Genomic DNA, 15,051 nt, shown 5'->3' with positions numbered 1-15,051 from the left:
TCCTCCTCACGATGCGGCGCGCATTTTCGCGTCGGCCCACCGATAATGCTTCTTTTCGACGTTGTCGGAAACCCGCTCGCGCAGCGCATCGCGATCGATCTGGTGCACGCTGCCTGTTCCGGCAAGGTCGAGCGCGTTGGCGGCCGCCATGCCCATGGCGATGCACGGCCCCATGACGCGGATGCTCGAAAGTGCTGCCGAATCCGCATCGACGCAGCGGCCGGCGGCGGCAATGTTGTCGCACTCGTCCGGCGTCAGGCTACCAAGCGGAATATAGTGGGCATGCTCTTCGTCGAAAGTGATCCAGTGGTGGCCGTCGCCGTGGTCATGCAGCTCGATCGGCCAGGCGGTGCGGGCAACGGCGTCGTCGAACTTGGTGCCGGCCTTGATCTCGTCGACCGTCAGGTGATGGCTGCCGGCGATCCAGCGGGTCTGGCGGATGCCCGGCAGGCCGAAGGAGCGGATGCGGGCATTGCCGAAGCATTCCGGGAATTCCGCCTTCAGGAACTCCACGGCGCGGGCCGCCTGGTCCTTGCCTTCCAGCGCCTTCCTGGAAGCCTCGACCGGATCGAGCGGCGTTTCCACATGGGTCATGTTCATGGCGGCAATGCCGCGGCCGGGAATGGTGAAACCGAGACCTTCGCGGCGCAGCAGGCCGTAGCTCGCGGCCTTTTCCTTCATCCGGTCGCCGATCTCGTAGCGGGTCGGCTGATTCGCTTCGTCGATATTTTCCAGCACCACCATCTGGGTGCCGAAGACGCCGCCCTTTTCCGGCTGGCGGCAGGCGAAACCGGCCTGCCAGACGAGCGCCGCGTCGCCACTCGCCTCCACCCAGCCGGCCGCCTCGATCGACACGCCGCCGTAACGGGTCATGAAATCGGTCTGGACGACGCGCCGGCCTTCGACATGCACGTCGAGAATCTGCGCACCGAGCACGACCTCGATGCCGGCGTCCAGAATACTCTGTTCCATCCAGCGGCCGAGGACGACCTCGTCGTAATAGACGACCGTGGTGTTCGGCCCGTGGCGGTAATAGATCGACTGGTCCTGACTTTCGAGATGGGCGAGCAACCTGTCGGCAACGCCATAGGTGAACTGATAGCCATGCGTGCCGTTCGAAAACAGGCCGCAGAACGTGGCGATGATCGAGTTGACCGCCTGCCCGCCGAGTGCCGCCTGGCCATCGACAATCACCACTTTGCGACCGAGCTTCGCGGCTTCGAGTGCTGCGGAAATGCCGGCGATGCCGGCGCCGACGACGCAGATATCCGCCTTGAGCCTGCGGAACGGCGCCGACTTCTCGCGCCGGACAATCCGCGTTTCCCTGCTCAGCGTCTCCGCCATCGAACCCTCCCGTACGGCCTGCGCCCTCCCGGCGCTTTGGCCATGATCGTAACCCAAGCCGCCTCGCCTTGAACCCGGCAAGTGATGCGATCAGCTTTCTTGTTTCGAGAAAGGTCCCGCCGGATTTCAGCGGTTTTGGCGTCAGCGAAACGGCGCGCTTGAGGCAGGTCCAGATTTCTTCTCAAAACATCGGAATGACCTGATCCGGCACCCCTTCCGAAAACCGCTTCTGCACGTAGGATATGAACTCGGACACCACGACCTTGTTCATCTTGATCCTGGGCACGGACGCCTTCACCCAGAGCGGCTCGACCGGAAATTCCGGCATCACCTCTTCAAGCGCGCCGCTATCGAGATCCGACCGGGCGAGGAACCTCGGCAGGATCGCCAATCCCAATCCCTGCCGGGCAGCGGCGAGCAGGACCCGGCTATCGTTGGCCGTGAAATTCGAAGTGATCTCCACGTTGAGCGTGCTCGTTTCCATCTGGAAGGTCCAGGTCGTGCCGATCGTGTGGAAGGTGATGCATTCGTGGCCGACGAGTTCGGTGGGCGTCTTCGGCCGTTTGCGCCCCGCCAGATAACCTCGCGATGCGCACAGCACCCGCGGATAGGGACAAAGCGGATGATCGATCACATAGGCGTAGGATTGCGGCAGGGCGCCGATCGCCACGTCGAACCCCTCTTCCAGCGGATTGACCGAGCGGTCGATCAGCACGATCTCCATCTTCACCCGCGGATTGGCGGCCTGGAACGCGGCGCAGATATCACCGAAGAACATTGAGGTCAGCGTCGTCGGTGCCTTGATGCGCAGCGAGCCGGTCAGCCCCAGTTCGTGGGTATTCGGCGTCGCCAGCGTCTCCTCGATCTCGCCGACCAGGAGCTGCAGGCGGGGCCGCAGCCGCTCTCCGTCGAGCGTCAGGGCCAATCGCCTTGTGGTGCGCACGAACAGCTGGGTATTGAGGTGCTCTTCGAGCCGCTTGACGCGCTTGGTAATGACCGAGGTCGCGACACCCAGGTCACGGCCGGCGGCGGAAAAACTGCCGGCGCGTGCGGTTGCCAGGAATGCACCGATATCGAGAAGTATATTCACTGTCTTTCTCGTTTCGAGAAAATCCGAACCGGCATCACGCGCATATTTTCCGGGGTTTCGCAACTCCTGCCGCGTTCCATAGCCGACGTCCTATTTGCCTGATCATTCTCGATAGATCAGCCGCAACGGGCGCTATGGAAATCGAATTCCGCCGCGAGTTTCCCGACCGCACCGGTTTCCGAGATGCGCAATGCCATCCATATGGACACCGCCGACCAGGCGGCCCGCATATAGCTGTCGGCGCGGTAGAGGGCAGCATCCGGATCGCTCTGAAGCGCCGCCATCCGCCCGCTCAAGCGCTCGAATCCCTCCAGGACCGCGAGAGCCTGTTCCGATTCCGCCGGGTGTTCGGCGATGTAGGCGTCGATCTCGTCTCGCGCCTTCTCCAGGAAAAGGGTGAGCCCCCGCCCCTCGTCACGCCAGAGGCGGCGGGTCAGGAAATCCAGCGCCTGCATGCCCGTCGTGCCCTCGTAGATGGTCATGATGCGGGCATCGCGCAGATATTGCTCGAGCGGCCAGTCGCGAGTATAGCCGACGCCACCGAGTACCTGGATCGCCGCATTCGCCACCTCGAACCCGGCCGCAGCGCCAAAATTCTTGATCAGCGGCAGCATCCAGCCGGTGAAATCCTCCAGCCCGGATTCAGGCTCCAGTCGGGCGATATCCATGGTCGTGGCGAGTTCGAGAATGGCGGCGCGCAGGATTTCCGTGGAGCTGCGGATCTCGTGCAGTTGGCGCTGCACATCCGGATGGCTCGATATCGGTACCGGCGGCTGGTCAGGCCGTCCGCCCTGGCGGCGCTCCTTCGCATAGTCTTCGGCGATATCGGCCGCAGCAGATGCTATGCCCAGCCCCTGGCAGCCGGTGAGCAGCCGCATCAACTCGATCATGGTGAAAAGCTGCGGCAGTCCGCGCCCTTCGCGGCCCAACATGATGCCCCGGGCGTTGTCGAAGCGCATGGCGCAGGTGGGAGAGCCGTGAAGGCCCATCTTCTCCTCGATGCGATCGACCGAAACGCCGTTCGGCTGGCCGTCGATGAGGTTCGGCACGAGAAAGAGGCTGATGCCGCGCGTGCCCGGCTGGTCGTTGGTACGGGCGAGCAGGCAGTGGCCGATACGGCCCGCCATGTCGTGGTCGCCGAAGGAGATCCAGATCTTCTGGCCGGTGATCAGCCATTCGCCATCGTTGAGTTCGGCCTTCGTGCGCAGCCGGCCGACGTCGGAACCCGCGTCCGATTCGGAAATGCAGATCGTCGCCGCCCATTCGCCGGTGCTGAGTTTTGGCACCCATTCGTTTGCAGTCGTTTCGTCGGCGGCTTCCGTCAGAAGATGGGCCGCCGCACGGGTCGAGCCGGCCCCCATCATCAGCGCCACGCAGCCGCGCTCGAAAAGCGGCGCGCAGGCAGCATGCAAGGTCAGCGGAACGGCCTGGCCGCCGAATTTCTCGGCCACGTCCATGCCGAGCCAGCCGGCCTCGGCATATTGCCGGAACGCGTCGGCAAAACCGTCTGGTGTCTTCACCCGACCGTCGATCACCTTCGCGCCGCTCCGGTCGCCGACCGCATTCAGCGGCGCCAGCACGCCCTCGGCAAAACTTGCCGCCTCCTCGATAATCGCGGCAACCGTCTCGTCGTCGCAATCTTCACGGAGCTCTTTCAGCCGGTGCCAGCCCGGCGTCAGAGCCAGGATGTCCAGCGTTCGGTCGGCCTGATCCGCAAACGACATCGGCGGTTACCGCGGCTGCATGCGCAGCGCACCGTCGAGCCGGATCACTTCGCCGTTGACATACTGGTTCTCGATCACGAACCGCACCGCATCGGCAAACTCGCCGGGGTCGCCGAGCCGGGACGGATAGGGAATCGCGCTGGCAAGACTGTCCTGCGCCTCCTGCGGCAGCTCATGAAGCAGCGGCGTCAGGAAGATGCCGGGTGCTACAGTGTTGACCCGTACGCCGAAACGGGAGAATTCGCGCGCCGCCGGCAAAGCCAGCGAAACGATGCCGCCCTTGGAGGCCGCATAAGCGGCCTGGCCGATCTGCCCTTCGAAGGCTGCGACCGAGGCGGTGTTGACGATCACGCCGCGCGCCTTGTCGTCGCGCTCGGGCAGGCCCGACATGCGATCGGCCGCAAGCCGCATCATGTTGAACGTGCCGATCAGGTTGACGCGGATGACCCGCTCGAAATCGGCAAGCGGCATCGGGCCGTTCTTTCCGACGATGCGCCCCGCCGTGCCGATACCGGCGCAGTTGACGAGGATACGCAAGCCGTCACCGGCCTTCGCCGCAACGTCGAGCGCCTTGGATGCATCGTCCTCGCTGGTCACGTCGCCCGAGAGCGCCACGCCGCCGATCTCGGTCGCGACCTTTTCGGCTGCGGCCTGGTTGCGGTCGAAGACATGCACCACGGCCCCGAGTTTCGCGAGCAGCCGTGCCGTCGCCTCGCCGAGCCCCGATCCGCCGCCGGTGACGACAGCGCTTGTTCCTTCGATCCTCATGCCGCCAGCTCCTTGCCGACCCGGATGACGCCCGGCGCATCCGCATACAGGTCCTCGACGAGATCGCCGCGATGGGCGAGCACGGCGCGCTGGTTGATCGAACCCTTGTCGGTCACCTCGCCCTTCTCGAAACGCAACGGCTGGGTCATCAGCATCATGCGCATGACGCGCGTCGCCGAGCCGCTCGACTGGCGCTGATGTTCCTTCAGCCGCTCGATGATCGCCGCCCTCACCTTCGGATGGGCAACCACCGCCTCGTCGGAAAGGGCAGTGTCGCCGCCGATCAGTTCGCGCAGTGCCGGCATGAAGGGCACCGCCAGCGCCCCGAGCTCGGCCCTGTTCTCGCCGGTGATGACTGCATCGCGGATCAACCCGCCGAACTGGTTGACGAGCTGTGCCCGCAACACGCCGACCGCCACCCAGGTGCCGGTCTGAAGCTTGAAGTTTTCAGCCGTACGGCCGTCGAAATAGAACCCCTGGCGCGGATCGCCCGGCACGGCGAACTTTACCGCGTCGCCTATCCGGTAAAAACCCTCCTCGTCGAAGGCCTCCTTCGTCAGCTTCTCGTTGCGCCAGTAGCCTGGGGTGACGTTCGGACCCTTGAGGCGCAGTTCGTATTTGTCGTCGATCGGCACCAGTTTCATGGTGACACCCTGGCCGGGGACGCCGATATTGCCGGGCTTTTCCTGCGGCTCGGTGCAGAAGATCGCGAATGGCGCGGTCTCCGTTGAGCCTATGCCCGTGCCGAGCGGCACCTGTTCGCCGATCGTCATCTCGGAAAGCTCAATCAGCGCGTCCCAGGTGTGCTGCGCCATGCCTGCGCCGGCATACATCAGGAGCTTCAGGTCCTTGAAGAAGGTCTTGCGAAGCCCCTCGTCCTCGCGCATCGCCTGGATCAGCATTTCATAGCCGGCAGGCACGTTGAAATACCAGGTTGGCGAGATTTCCTTCAGGTTGGCGATCGTCTGGGCCATCAGCGCCGGGCTCGGCTTGCCGCGGTCGATGTAATAGGTGCCGCCGTTATAGATGGCGATGTTGAACACCTTGTTGCCGCTGGCGGTGTGGTTCCAGGGCGCCCAGTCGACCAGAACCGGCGGTTCGTCGCGGAAATAGGAGTAGCAGTCCGTCACCATCTCCTGGTTGGAGCAGAGCATGCGCTGGGTCTGGATCACCGCCTTGGGCGAGCCGGTCGTGCCCGAGGTGAACAGGAATTTCGCGACCGTATCCGGCCCGACCGCATCAAAAGCCTTGTCCACGGCCTCGGTCGGCTCGGTCCTGAGGATGTCGTCGAGGAGATAGGTGCCGGACCTATCCTCGGGCAGGTTGCGCATCCCGGCAAAGGGAATGTCTGCCCCGAAAGCCGTATCGACCGCCTTGCGGAAGGCACCCGCATCGTCGGCGAAGATCAGGCCGGGGGTGATCTGCCTGGCGATGTCGTGCAGCTTGGAAAAGTCGGAGGAGATGGTCGCATAGGCCGGCGCAATCGCCGCCGACGGGATGCCGACATGCTGGGCGCCCAGCGCCATCAGCGCATGCTCGATCGAGTTTTCCGAAAGGATGACAAGCGGATTTTCGGCCGAGAGCTTCATGTCCAGCAGGAACTGGCCGATGCGGCGCACCTGATCCAGCGCCTCAGCAAAACTCACCCTGCGCCACTCGGCCGTCCCTTCCCGATCCGCCATCCAGGTGCGGTCGGGTGCTGTTTCTGCCCAATGGATCAGCCGCTCGTTGAGCTTGTCGGGATAAGGTCCGAGCGGATCCTCACGCCAGACTACGAACTCGCCGTTCGGCCGTTCTTCCCAGCCGACCACAGGCGACCACAGCTTCACGTCACGCACAGGTTTTCCGCTCATGACTTCTCCTCCCAGACGTCAATGCTCCCTATCGGGCTCCCAAAATTTGTTTACAAAGAAACAATCTCCCTGTAAACGATCAAAAACTGATGACGGGCTGGGGAGCGTCCGTTGCTGGAGGAGAATGCATAAAATGGCCGATCAGACGGCAACCAGCTTCGTGACCTATGAGCTCAAGGGCAATGTTGCCCATATAGGTCTCAATCGTCCGGAAAAGCGCAATGCGATCAGCGACCGTTTCGTCGAAACGATCGCCGAGACCGTGGCGCGTGCCGAAAGCGAGGCGAAAGCCGTCGTGCTGTTCGGCCATGGCGATCACTTCTGCGCCGGGCTCGACCTTGCCGAACATGTGAAGAAGACGCCGATCGAAGGCGTGCGCGGTTCGCGCCGCTGGCATGCGGTGTTTGCCGGCATCGAACACGGCACGATCCCGTGGATTTCGGCCCTGCACGGGGCGGTGGTCGGCGGTGGCCTCGAACTGGCATCCTCCACCCATATCCGCGTTGCCGACAAGTCCGCCTTTTTCGCGCTGCCGGAAGGCCAGCGCGGCATCTTCGTCGGCGGCGGCGGCTCGGTGCGGGCCGCACGGCTGATGGGCGTTGCCCGCATGACCGACATGATGCTGACCGGCCGCGTCGCTTCTGCGGAAGAGGCCGAACGCTGGAACCTGGCGCAATACGTCGTCGAAAAGGGCATGGCCCGGCAAAAGGCGCATGAGCTTGCGGAAGCCGCCGCCAGCAACGCCGAAATTTCCAACTACGCGGTGCTCAACGCGTTGCCGCGAATCCAGGACATGGCCAAGGAAGACGGACTTTTCGTCGAATCCTTCATCGCCTCCTTCACCGCCACCAGCCCGGAGGCCGAAGAGCGTCTGCGCGCCTTCCTGGAAAAACGCGCCGCGCGGCTGAAGGCGCCGGGCTCGGCATAAGGGGGGAACGCCCATGGACATGCCGATCCGCACCGCAGACCAGGTCGAACTCGACCGGCTCAATTCAGCACTCGGTTTCCTGATGCGGCTGGCGCAGCTCAAGATCTACGAGCGGTTTTTCGAAGAGGTCGGCGAGCATAATCTGAAGCCGGGGGAATTCTCCGTGCTTTGGGTCATTCTCCACAATCCCGGCATCCGCCAAAGCGTGCTCGGCCAACGGCTGATGATCAAGCGGGCTCATATGACCAAGCTGATCCGGGCGCTGGAGGACCAGAACCTCGTTTCGCGGAAGGTGCCGGATGGAGATCGCCGCGCCGTGGAGATCACGCTGACGCCGGAAGCGGTGACCAGGGTGAAGCAGGCGAGCCAATGGTTCTTCACCTACGAAGAGTCGGTCGGCGCCAACCTTACCGGTGACGAGCGCCAACAACTGACGGCCCTGCTGCGGAAATTCGTAGGCCTGGGCTGAATTTAAGGATCGGGAGGAGCGAACCTTGAACATCGACGAGCTGATCGCCATCGACGTCCACACCCATGCGGAAGAACCCTGCTGCGGCCCGCGCGACGACGGCTACGACCAATTCCAGGCCGGTATGGCCAAATATTTCAAGAACCCGGCCGGCCACAAGGGCATGCTGCCGACGGTGAACGAAACCGCCGTCTATTACCGCGAACGCAAGATCGGCTGCGTGATCTTTCCGGTCGATGCGGAGCGCGAGACCGGTTTCCGGCGTTACAACAACGAAGAAGTGGCGATGATCGCCGCCGAAAACAGCGACATCATGATCCCGTTCGCGTCGATCGACCCCGCCAAGGGCAAGATGGGCGCCCGCGAGGCGCGTCGGCTTGTGCGGGAATTCGGCGTCAAGGGTTTCAAGTTCCACCCGACCATGCAGGCCTTCTATCCGAACGACCGGATGGCCTATCCGCTCTACGAGGCGATTGCCGAAGAGGGTGCGATCACGCTGTTTCATACCGGCCAGACGGGCGTCGGCGCCGGCATGCGCGGCGGCATGAACATGCGGCTGAAATATTCCAACCCGATCTATCTGGACGACGTGGCGGCGGATTTTCCAGACATGCCGATCATTCTCGCGCATCCCTCCTTCCCCTGGCAGGAAGAGGCGCTTTCGGTCGCGACCCACAAGCCGAACGTCTATATCGACATGTCCGGCTGGTCGCCGAAATATTTTCCGTCGATCCTGGTGCAATACGCCAACTCGATCCTGAAGCACAAAATGCTGTTCGGCTCGGACTGGCCGGCGATCACACCGGACCGCTGGATGGCGGATTTTGCAGCGATCTCGATCAAGGACGAGGTGCGGCCGCTGATCCTCAAGGAAAACGCCCGCAAGCTGCTGAAGCTTTAAACCGGGACGAAACTCTTTCGCACCACCAGTTCGGGGATGACCCGCTCGTAACCCGGCGAAGCGTCCGGGTTTTCGAGGCGCCGCTCCAGAAGCTCGACGGCCCGCAGCGCCATGGTGATCGGGTCCTGGCGGAAGGTGGTGAGGCTGTAGCTCAGCCAAGCCGCTTCCGGCACGTCGTCGAAGCCGATCACCGCGACATCCTCCGGGATGCGCAGCTTCTTCTCGATGCGGATGAAATCCATGAGGCCGAAGGCGATCTGGTCGTTAGCGCAGAACACCGCGTCCGGGCGTTCGCCACCGGCGAACAGCTCGCGTGCGGCGGCGATGCCGCTGTCATAGTCGGAATCCGGCCCTCCGGCCGACTGCACTTCGGCGCCGAGCGATCGCGCCGCCGACGTGAAGGCATTTTCGCGTTCGACGATGCTCGGCGTCCCCGATTGCGAACCGACAACAGCGAGGCGCCGACGGCCGGCATCGAAAAAGGCATTGGCGGCCTTGCGCGAGGCCTCGGAATTGCCGGCGCGGACATGATCGGCATCCGGTTCCGAACGGCCGATCACCACCAGCGGCTGGCCGTTGCGCTGGGCGAGTTCGAAGAAGCTTGCCGGAGGCGAGCCGGAAAGGATGATCGTCGCCTCGGCGCGGTGGCCGATCAGCATCTTCTGGGCGGCCAGCAATTCCTCTTCCGCCTGCCCGGTATTGATGAGGATCGGGATGCTGCCACGCTGGATCAGCGCCTTGGCGAGCGCCGCGGTCAGATGGGCACGGAAACCGAGTTCCGGCTTGGTCGCAACGATACCGACAAGCCGGCTCTGGTTGGCAAGCACGCCGCGGGCGAGGTCGTTGACATGATAGCCAAGCTCTTCCGCCGCCCGCAGCACCTTTTCGCGCGTCGCCGGCGCGACACTGGCGCCTGGCGTGAACGTGCGGGAAACGGCCGAGCGAGAGACACCGGCAAGGCGGGCGACCTGTTCGGCGCTGACAAAGCGCATCCGTTTTTCGTCCCTCATGCTTTCCTCAATGCCCCACCCGCGAAAGGACGTCCGCCTTCAGGAATCGCTCCACGATCAACATGAACACCAGAGAGGGAACGAGCAGCAAGAGGGCGGTGATCGATGCGATCTGATAGTTGCCGCCGGCAGCGGTCGTATAGAGCAGCAGCGGCAGCATGTTCACATCGGGCGCGCCGACGAAATAGCTGCCGGTGAATTCGTCGAGCGATTCCAGGAAAACGAAGATGGCGCTTGCCATCAGGCCCGGTGCCGCCAACGGCAGCGTCACGTCGAGAAAGGCCCGGAAGGCGCCAGCGCCGATATTGCGCGCCGCCTGCTCAAGCTCCGCGTCGATCGCCGAAAAGGCGGCCGTCGCGATCCACACCGCATAAACGAGGCCGTGCGAGACATGCACCAGCACGACGCCGGGAATCGTGCCGTTGAGCCTGATCTCGTAGAAGATGCGGGCCACGTTGACGTAGACCGTCAGGTTCGGAAAGGCCTGCGGAATGAGGAAGGCGAGCAGGATGAGGCCCCGAAACGGCAGTTTTAGGCGCGCCAGCGCGTAGCCGGCAGGGATCGCCAGCAAGAGCGAGACGACAACGGTCAGCAGGGCCACGACCAGCGAATTGGTCAGCGATTCCATCGCCCCGCCGCGCGGTGCAAACACCCGCGCCCAGGAACTGAAGCCGTATTCGAGCGGCAGGCTGTGGGGGAAATACCACTTCTCAGCCACTGTCCAGAGCAGGAGGTTGAAGAGCGGCCCGAAGATGAAGAAGGCCATCAGCCCGAAGATGATGCCGCGCGGCACCCACCAGAGCGCGGCGAGAGGACTGCGGGCGGCGGGATTATGGGCGGCTGTCATGCGCGCTCCTTGAGGCTGGCGCGCAGGTAGATCCATGCGACGGAGGCGGCGAGCACGAGCGAGATCAGGCCGAGCGCGTTGGCAACGCCGTAATCCCCGTAGGAATTGACCCGGAAGGCGATATCGGCGGTCAGCATGGTCGGCGACTGGGCGTTGATCATCAGCGGCACCGAGAGAACCGACATCATGGTGACGAAGGAAAGGATGAGGCCGACGGTCAACGTCATCGCCACCTGCGGCACGACGATTTCCAAGAGCAGCCGGAGCCGCGAGGCGCCGAGATTGCGGGCCGCCTCGATGGTGTCGCGGTTCATGGAGGCCATGGCGCCGGCGACGAGCAGCGCCACGAATGGCGTCTGCTTCCAGACGAAGGCGATGACGATGCCGCGCCAATCGAGGAAGCTCACCGCATCGAGCGGCGTCATAAGTCCAAGATTGATGAAAGTGTTGTTCATCATGCCGTTCTTGGACAGAAACGTGCGGAGAATCTGGCCGACGACGATGAAGGGAATGAACATCGGCCAACGATAGAGCCAGCGCAGGATGGCGACGGCCACCGGATGTTCGCCGAGCGTGAGATAGCCGCCGATCGCGATCGAGGCGATGCCGATCAGCACCGTCGACAGGCTGACGATCACGACGGTGAAGATGATGTCCTTGGTGTAAAGGTCGAAAGTCTTGGTGAAATTGCCCCAGCCGAACGTCCCCTCCACCTGGAAGGCACCGACTGCCGACATGATCAGCGGCAGGATGAAGAGGAAGGCGATCACCGCGAGTGCCGGTAGCACGAGAAGGAGACCGAGGAGGCGTTTTGACATGGTTCGACCGTTCGGAGGGATGATGGGCACTATCTTCTCCCCTCGGGGAGAAGATGTCCGAAGGACAGATGAGGGGGGTGAGCTACAGACGCGGCCGTAAGGCCTTGTATGCCGTGCCACAGCTCCCTCATCCGGCCCGTTGGGCCACCTTCTCCCCAAGGGGAGAAGGGAATCCCGGATTACTTCACGGACTTCTCATAGGCTTCGAGGATCGCGGTGTTGTAGGGCGCGATCGGGAAGGGCTTGCCCTTGGCGGCAAGGTCGGCCGGCGAGATATCGACGAACAGCTTGTTCCAGGTGGCGTCGTCCAGTTCCCGCTTGACGTTGTCGGCGTCAATGCCCGGATACCAGTTGAAGCGCTTGACGATGCCTTCGGCCTGGACCTTGGGGCTGGTGGCGAGAGCGATGAACTTCTCGGCCAGCGCCTTGTGGGCAGCCTTTTCCGGCATGACGTAATGCATCGGCTGGCCCGGCATGCCCGGAGCCGGCAGGACGAGTTTCATGGTCGGCGGCAGCTGGCCGTTGGCCTGCCAGGAGTAGAACATGTCGACCCAGACCGGGCCCATGGCGATCTCGCCACGCGACAGAAGGTCGAGCGTGCCGGCATTGCCGGGCGTCAGCGTCGCGTTGGTCGTGAAGTCGGCGAGGCTCTTGAAAGCTGCATCCCACTTCTTGGTTTCGTCTTCCTTGAACGGACCGTTCATCAGGGTGTTGGCATCGCCGCCGCCGAAGGCGTAGATCCAGCCCATGACGAACGAGACGCCGGACGCGCCGCCCTTGATGCCATTATAGCCGAACTGCTTCGGATGGGCCTTGGCCCAGTCTGCGAGTTCCGCATAGGACTTCGGCGGGTTCGGAACGAGCGCCGGATTGTAGGCAATCGCGGTCTGGCTGTTGAACATCGGCATGACATAACCGTCGACATTGGTGCCGAGCGCCATCTTGGCGTTGGCACGGGTGACGAGCTTGCCGGTTTCGATGTCGCTGCGGTACTTGTCGAGATAGTTCTTGGTCACCATCGGGCCAACGAATTTTTCGTGGACGACCGCAACGTCGACGTCCCACTTATCGGACTTCGCCGCAGCCTGGGCGTCGAAGCGTTCGAGGATCTTCTGCGAGCCCGCATCGCCGGGGCCGGTGCCGACGGCGCGAACGGTGTTGCCCGGATAGGTCTTTTCGAACAGCGGGCCGAGATACTGGTTAATGTAGTCGACCATGTTCTGGTCGCCGGCAGTCGCAACCGTCAGCTCTTCGGCATGGACCGGAAGGGCTGCGAAAACGACGGTGAAGGCTGCGTAGGACATCTTCTTCATGAGTGCTTCTCCGTGAGTTGAAAAGGCAGAGGTATCGAAGGGTCAGGCGTGGACTTTCCCGGATGGCGCCCGAGAAATGGGGGAGGCCGAAGCAGCCTTCGGCGAACTGAACAGAAAGAGCGCCTCGGCCGGCACGAACACAGCAACGCGGGCGCCCGGCTCGAAGGCGCGGTCGGCATCGGCCATGATTTCGTGATCGCCGAGTTTGATGACGTGGCGCCAATGGCCGCCGGGATAACTGACGGCGGCGACCTCGCCCCGAAAGGTGATGCCGGGACCGATCGCGGCGATATCATCGGCCGGGAAAAGGCGGGCGGCCTCCGGGCGGAAGCGGGCCTCGACCGAACCGGCGGCCAGCGGACGGCCGAGGAGCGGTACGGTACCGGCCGCATTGGCCGGGCCGGCAGCGATCGCAAATTGGTCGCCCTGCGGCGCGCCGTTGAGGAAAAGTACATTTTCCGCGCCCATGAAGGCGGCGACGAAGGCCGAGGCGGGGCGGTTATAGACATCTTCCGGCGTGCCCTGCTGGGCGATCCTGCCGGCATTGAGGATGACGATCCGGTCGGCCATCACCATGGCCTCCTCGCGGTCGTGGGTGACGTGGATGGCGGTGATGCCAAGCCGCTTCTGCAGCGCCCGCAACTCGTGGCGCACCGTCAGGCGGATGCGCGCATCGAGGTTCGACAGCGGCTCGTCGAGCAGCAGGATTTCCGGATCGATGGCGAGCGCCCGACCGAGCGCGACGCGCTGGCGCTGGCCGCCCGACAACGCCAGCGGCTTGCGCGCTTCCAGCCCGTCGAGACCGAGCAGCGACTGCATGGCAGCGACGCGAGCCGCGATCTCAGTTCGAGAAATACCCTTCAGCTTCAGCCCGTAGCCGATGTTCTGCGCCACCGTCATATGCGGCCACAGCGCGTAGGATTGGAAAACCAGCGCCATGCCGCGTTTGTCGGGTGGCAGGTAAGTCACATCGCGATGGCGCACCTTCACTTCGCCAGCCGACGGGCTGATGAAACCCGCCAGCAGGCGCAGAAGCGTGGTCTTGCCGCAGCCGGACGAACCGAGCAGCGCCACAAATTCGCCCTTGGCGATCGACAGATCGATATCGGTCAGAACCTGCGTGGCGCCATAACGGCTGGCGACACCGCGCAATTCCAGAAAACCGTCCCGTTCCATCGAACCCCCTTTTGCACAGCCGTGCAATCTTGCTGGGCGTTTCTTAGGGCCGGAGTTTTACAGGCGGATGACACCTCAAATTTTTTATTGCCGGATGCTCGTGAGGTGGCCGCTCAGGCGTCCACGGAGAACGGGGCTTCGAGCCGGGCGAGTGCTTCCTGAAGCTCCTCGGCTCCGGTCGCCACGAAAACGGCTCCGGCCTCCGCCAGGATTTTCGCGCGGCCAGGTCGCGGATCGGCGGGATCTACAAAGCCGATCGCCGTCATGCCCGCCACAATCGCCCCGGTGACCCCGTGGGCGCTGTCGTCGATCACCACGCAACGGGCCGGTTTGGCCGACAGGGTTTCCGCGCAGAGATGGAAGAGATCCGGCGCCGGTTTCGGCCGAGCCACCATGTCGGCGCTGAAGATCGAGGGCGCGAAAGCGTTCCAGAGCGGCAAAAGACCGAGGCTTTTCGACAGCCGGTCCGTCGAGCTGTTGGAGGCGACGCATTTGCGATGCGGCAGGGCATGGACGAGCTTTTCGATGCCGGGCATCGGCTCCAGCGAGCGGGCGAATTCCGGATAGATATCGAGATGCCAGGCCTCGAAGACCGCATCCAGATCTGTGACGCCGAGCTCTTCGGTGCAGATGCGACGGATGGCGCTGGCCGAATTGCCGGTGAAGCGGACCAGCACTTCGTCGGCGGTGATGGCTGCGCCTGCATCCTGCAGGGCCTTGGCCAGCGTGCGGCTGGCGATCGGCTCGCTGTTGATCAGGACGCCGTCACAATCGAAAATCAGGAGATCTATCTGCATGAAAGTCCAATTT

The 15,051-nt window shown here is 63.4% G+C and carries 14 protein-coding genes; 3 read left to right on the top strand and 11 right to left on the bottom strand.

The window, feature by feature from the left end; genetic code table 11:
• Nucleotides 1-6 precede the first annotated feature (6 nt).
• From C5J24_RS07190 to C5J24_RS07170, 5 genes are all read right to left on the bottom strand, one after another.
• Nucleotides 7-1,344: an FAD-dependent oxidoreductase gene (locus C5J24_RS07190; protein ID WP_105416878.1), complete on the bottom strand. Its 1,338-nt coding sequence runs from the start codon at nucleotides 1,342-1,344 to the stop codon at nucleotides 7-9.
• A 181-nt stretch (nucleotides 1,345-1,525) separates the two neighbouring features.
• Nucleotides 1,526-2,434, bottom strand: a complete 909-nt coding sequence (locus C5J24_RS07185; protein ID WP_046637950.1) for a LysR family transcriptional regulator — start codon at nucleotides 2,432-2,434, stop codon at nucleotides 1,526-1,528.
• A gap of 116 nt (nucleotides 2,435-2,550) precedes the next feature.
• Nucleotides 2,551-4,158 carry an acyl-CoA dehydrogenase family protein gene (locus C5J24_RS07180; protein ID WP_172723883.1) on the bottom strand — a complete coding sequence of 536 codons (1,608 nt, stop codon included), beginning with the start codon at nucleotides 4,156-4,158 and terminating at the stop codon, nucleotides 2,551-2,553.
• Nucleotides 4,159-4,164: 6 nt separating this feature from the next.
• Nucleotides 4,165-4,926, bottom strand: coding sequence for an SDR family NAD(P)-dependent oxidoreductase (locus tag C5J24_RS07175; protein ID WP_105416876.1), 762 nt, complete (start codon nucleotides 4,924-4,926; stop codon nucleotides 4,165-4,167).
• Nucleotides 4,923-6,779, bottom strand: a complete 1,857-nt coding sequence (locus tag C5J24_RS07170; protein ID WP_105416874.1) for a feruloyl-CoA synthase — start codon at nucleotides 6,777-6,779, stop codon at nucleotides 4,923-4,925. Before C5J24_RS07170 ends, C5J24_RS07175 begins: the two co-directional genes overlap by 4 nt.
• 133 nt (nucleotides 6,780-6,912) lie before the next feature.
• On the opposite strand from C5J24_RS07170, the gene C5J24_RS07165 reads away from it, so the two are divergent.
• From C5J24_RS07165 to C5J24_RS07155, 3 genes are read left to right on the top strand one after another with little or no spacing between them, the layout of a single operon-like run.
• Nucleotides 6,913-7,707 carry a crotonase/enoyl-CoA hydratase family protein gene (locus C5J24_RS07165; RefSeq protein ID WP_046600458.1) on the top strand — a complete coding sequence of 265 codons (795 nt, stop codon included), beginning with the start codon at nucleotides 6,913-6,915 and terminating at the stop codon, nucleotides 7,705-7,707.
• Nucleotides 7,708-7,720: 13 nt separating this feature from the next.
• Nucleotides 7,721-8,176: a MarR family winged helix-turn-helix transcriptional regulator gene (locus C5J24_RS07160; protein ID WP_105402219.1), complete on the top strand. Its 456-nt coding sequence runs from the start codon at nucleotides 7,721-7,723 to the stop codon at nucleotides 8,174-8,176.
• Between the two features lie 25 nt (nucleotides 8,177-8,201).
• Nucleotides 8,202-9,077: an amidohydrolase family protein gene (locus tag C5J24_RS07155; protein WP_105416872.1), complete on the top strand. Its 876-nt coding sequence runs from the start codon at nucleotides 8,202-8,204 to the stop codon at nucleotides 9,075-9,077.
• On the opposite strand, the gene C5J24_RS07150 is transcribed toward C5J24_RS07155, so the two are convergent.
• From C5J24_RS07150 to C5J24_RS07125, 6 genes are all read right to left on the bottom strand, one after another.
• Nucleotides 9,074-10,087: a LacI family DNA-binding transcriptional regulator gene (locus tag C5J24_RS07150; protein ID WP_105416870.1), complete on the bottom strand. Its 1,014-nt coding sequence runs from the start codon at nucleotides 10,085-10,087 to the stop codon at nucleotides 9,074-9,076. The two genes, C5J24_RS07155 and C5J24_RS07150, sit on opposite strands and share 4 nt — an antisense overlap.
• Nucleotides 10,088-10,094: 7 nt before the next feature.
• Entirely contained in the window at nucleotides 10,095-10,934 is an 840-nt protein-coding gene (locus tag C5J24_RS07145) for an ABC transporter permease (protein WP_105416868.1), read from the bottom strand.
• Complete coding sequence (locus C5J24_RS07140; RefSeq protein ID WP_105416866.1) at nucleotides 10,931-11,752, bottom strand: ABC transporter permease; 822 nt, start codon at nucleotides 11,750-11,752, stop codon at nucleotides 10,931-10,933. The genes C5J24_RS07145 and C5J24_RS07140 overlap by 4 nt, the downstream gene beginning before the upstream one ends.
• 179 nt (nucleotides 11,753-11,931) lie before the next feature.
• Nucleotides 11,932-13,065: an extracellular solute-binding protein gene (locus C5J24_RS07135; protein ID WP_105416864.1), complete on the bottom strand. Its 1,134-nt coding sequence runs from the start codon at nucleotides 13,063-13,065 to the stop codon at nucleotides 11,932-11,934.
• 42 nt (nucleotides 13,066-13,107) lie between these two features.
• Complete coding sequence (locus tag C5J24_RS07130; protein WP_105416862.1) at nucleotides 13,108-14,241, bottom strand: ABC transporter ATP-binding protein; 1,134 nt, start codon at nucleotides 14,239-14,241, stop codon at nucleotides 13,108-13,110.
• 113 nt (nucleotides 14,242-14,354) lie between these two features.
• Entirely contained in the window at nucleotides 14,355-15,038 is a 684-nt protein-coding gene (locus tag C5J24_RS07125; RefSeq protein ID WP_105416860.1) for an HAD family phosphatase, read from the bottom strand.
• Between the last annotated feature and the right edge of the window lie 13 nt (nucleotides 15,039-15,051).

The sequence above is a fragment of the Neorhizobium sp. T25_27 genome, from assembly GCF_002968565.1.
In the GTDB taxonomy this organism is placed as follows: Bacteria; Pseudomonadota; Alphaproteobacteria; order Rhizobiales; family Rhizobiaceae; genus Neorhizobium; species Neorhizobium tomejilense.
Note: the sequence above shows the minus strand (reverse complement) of the source record. Positions and strands in the feature narration are given on the sequence as shown.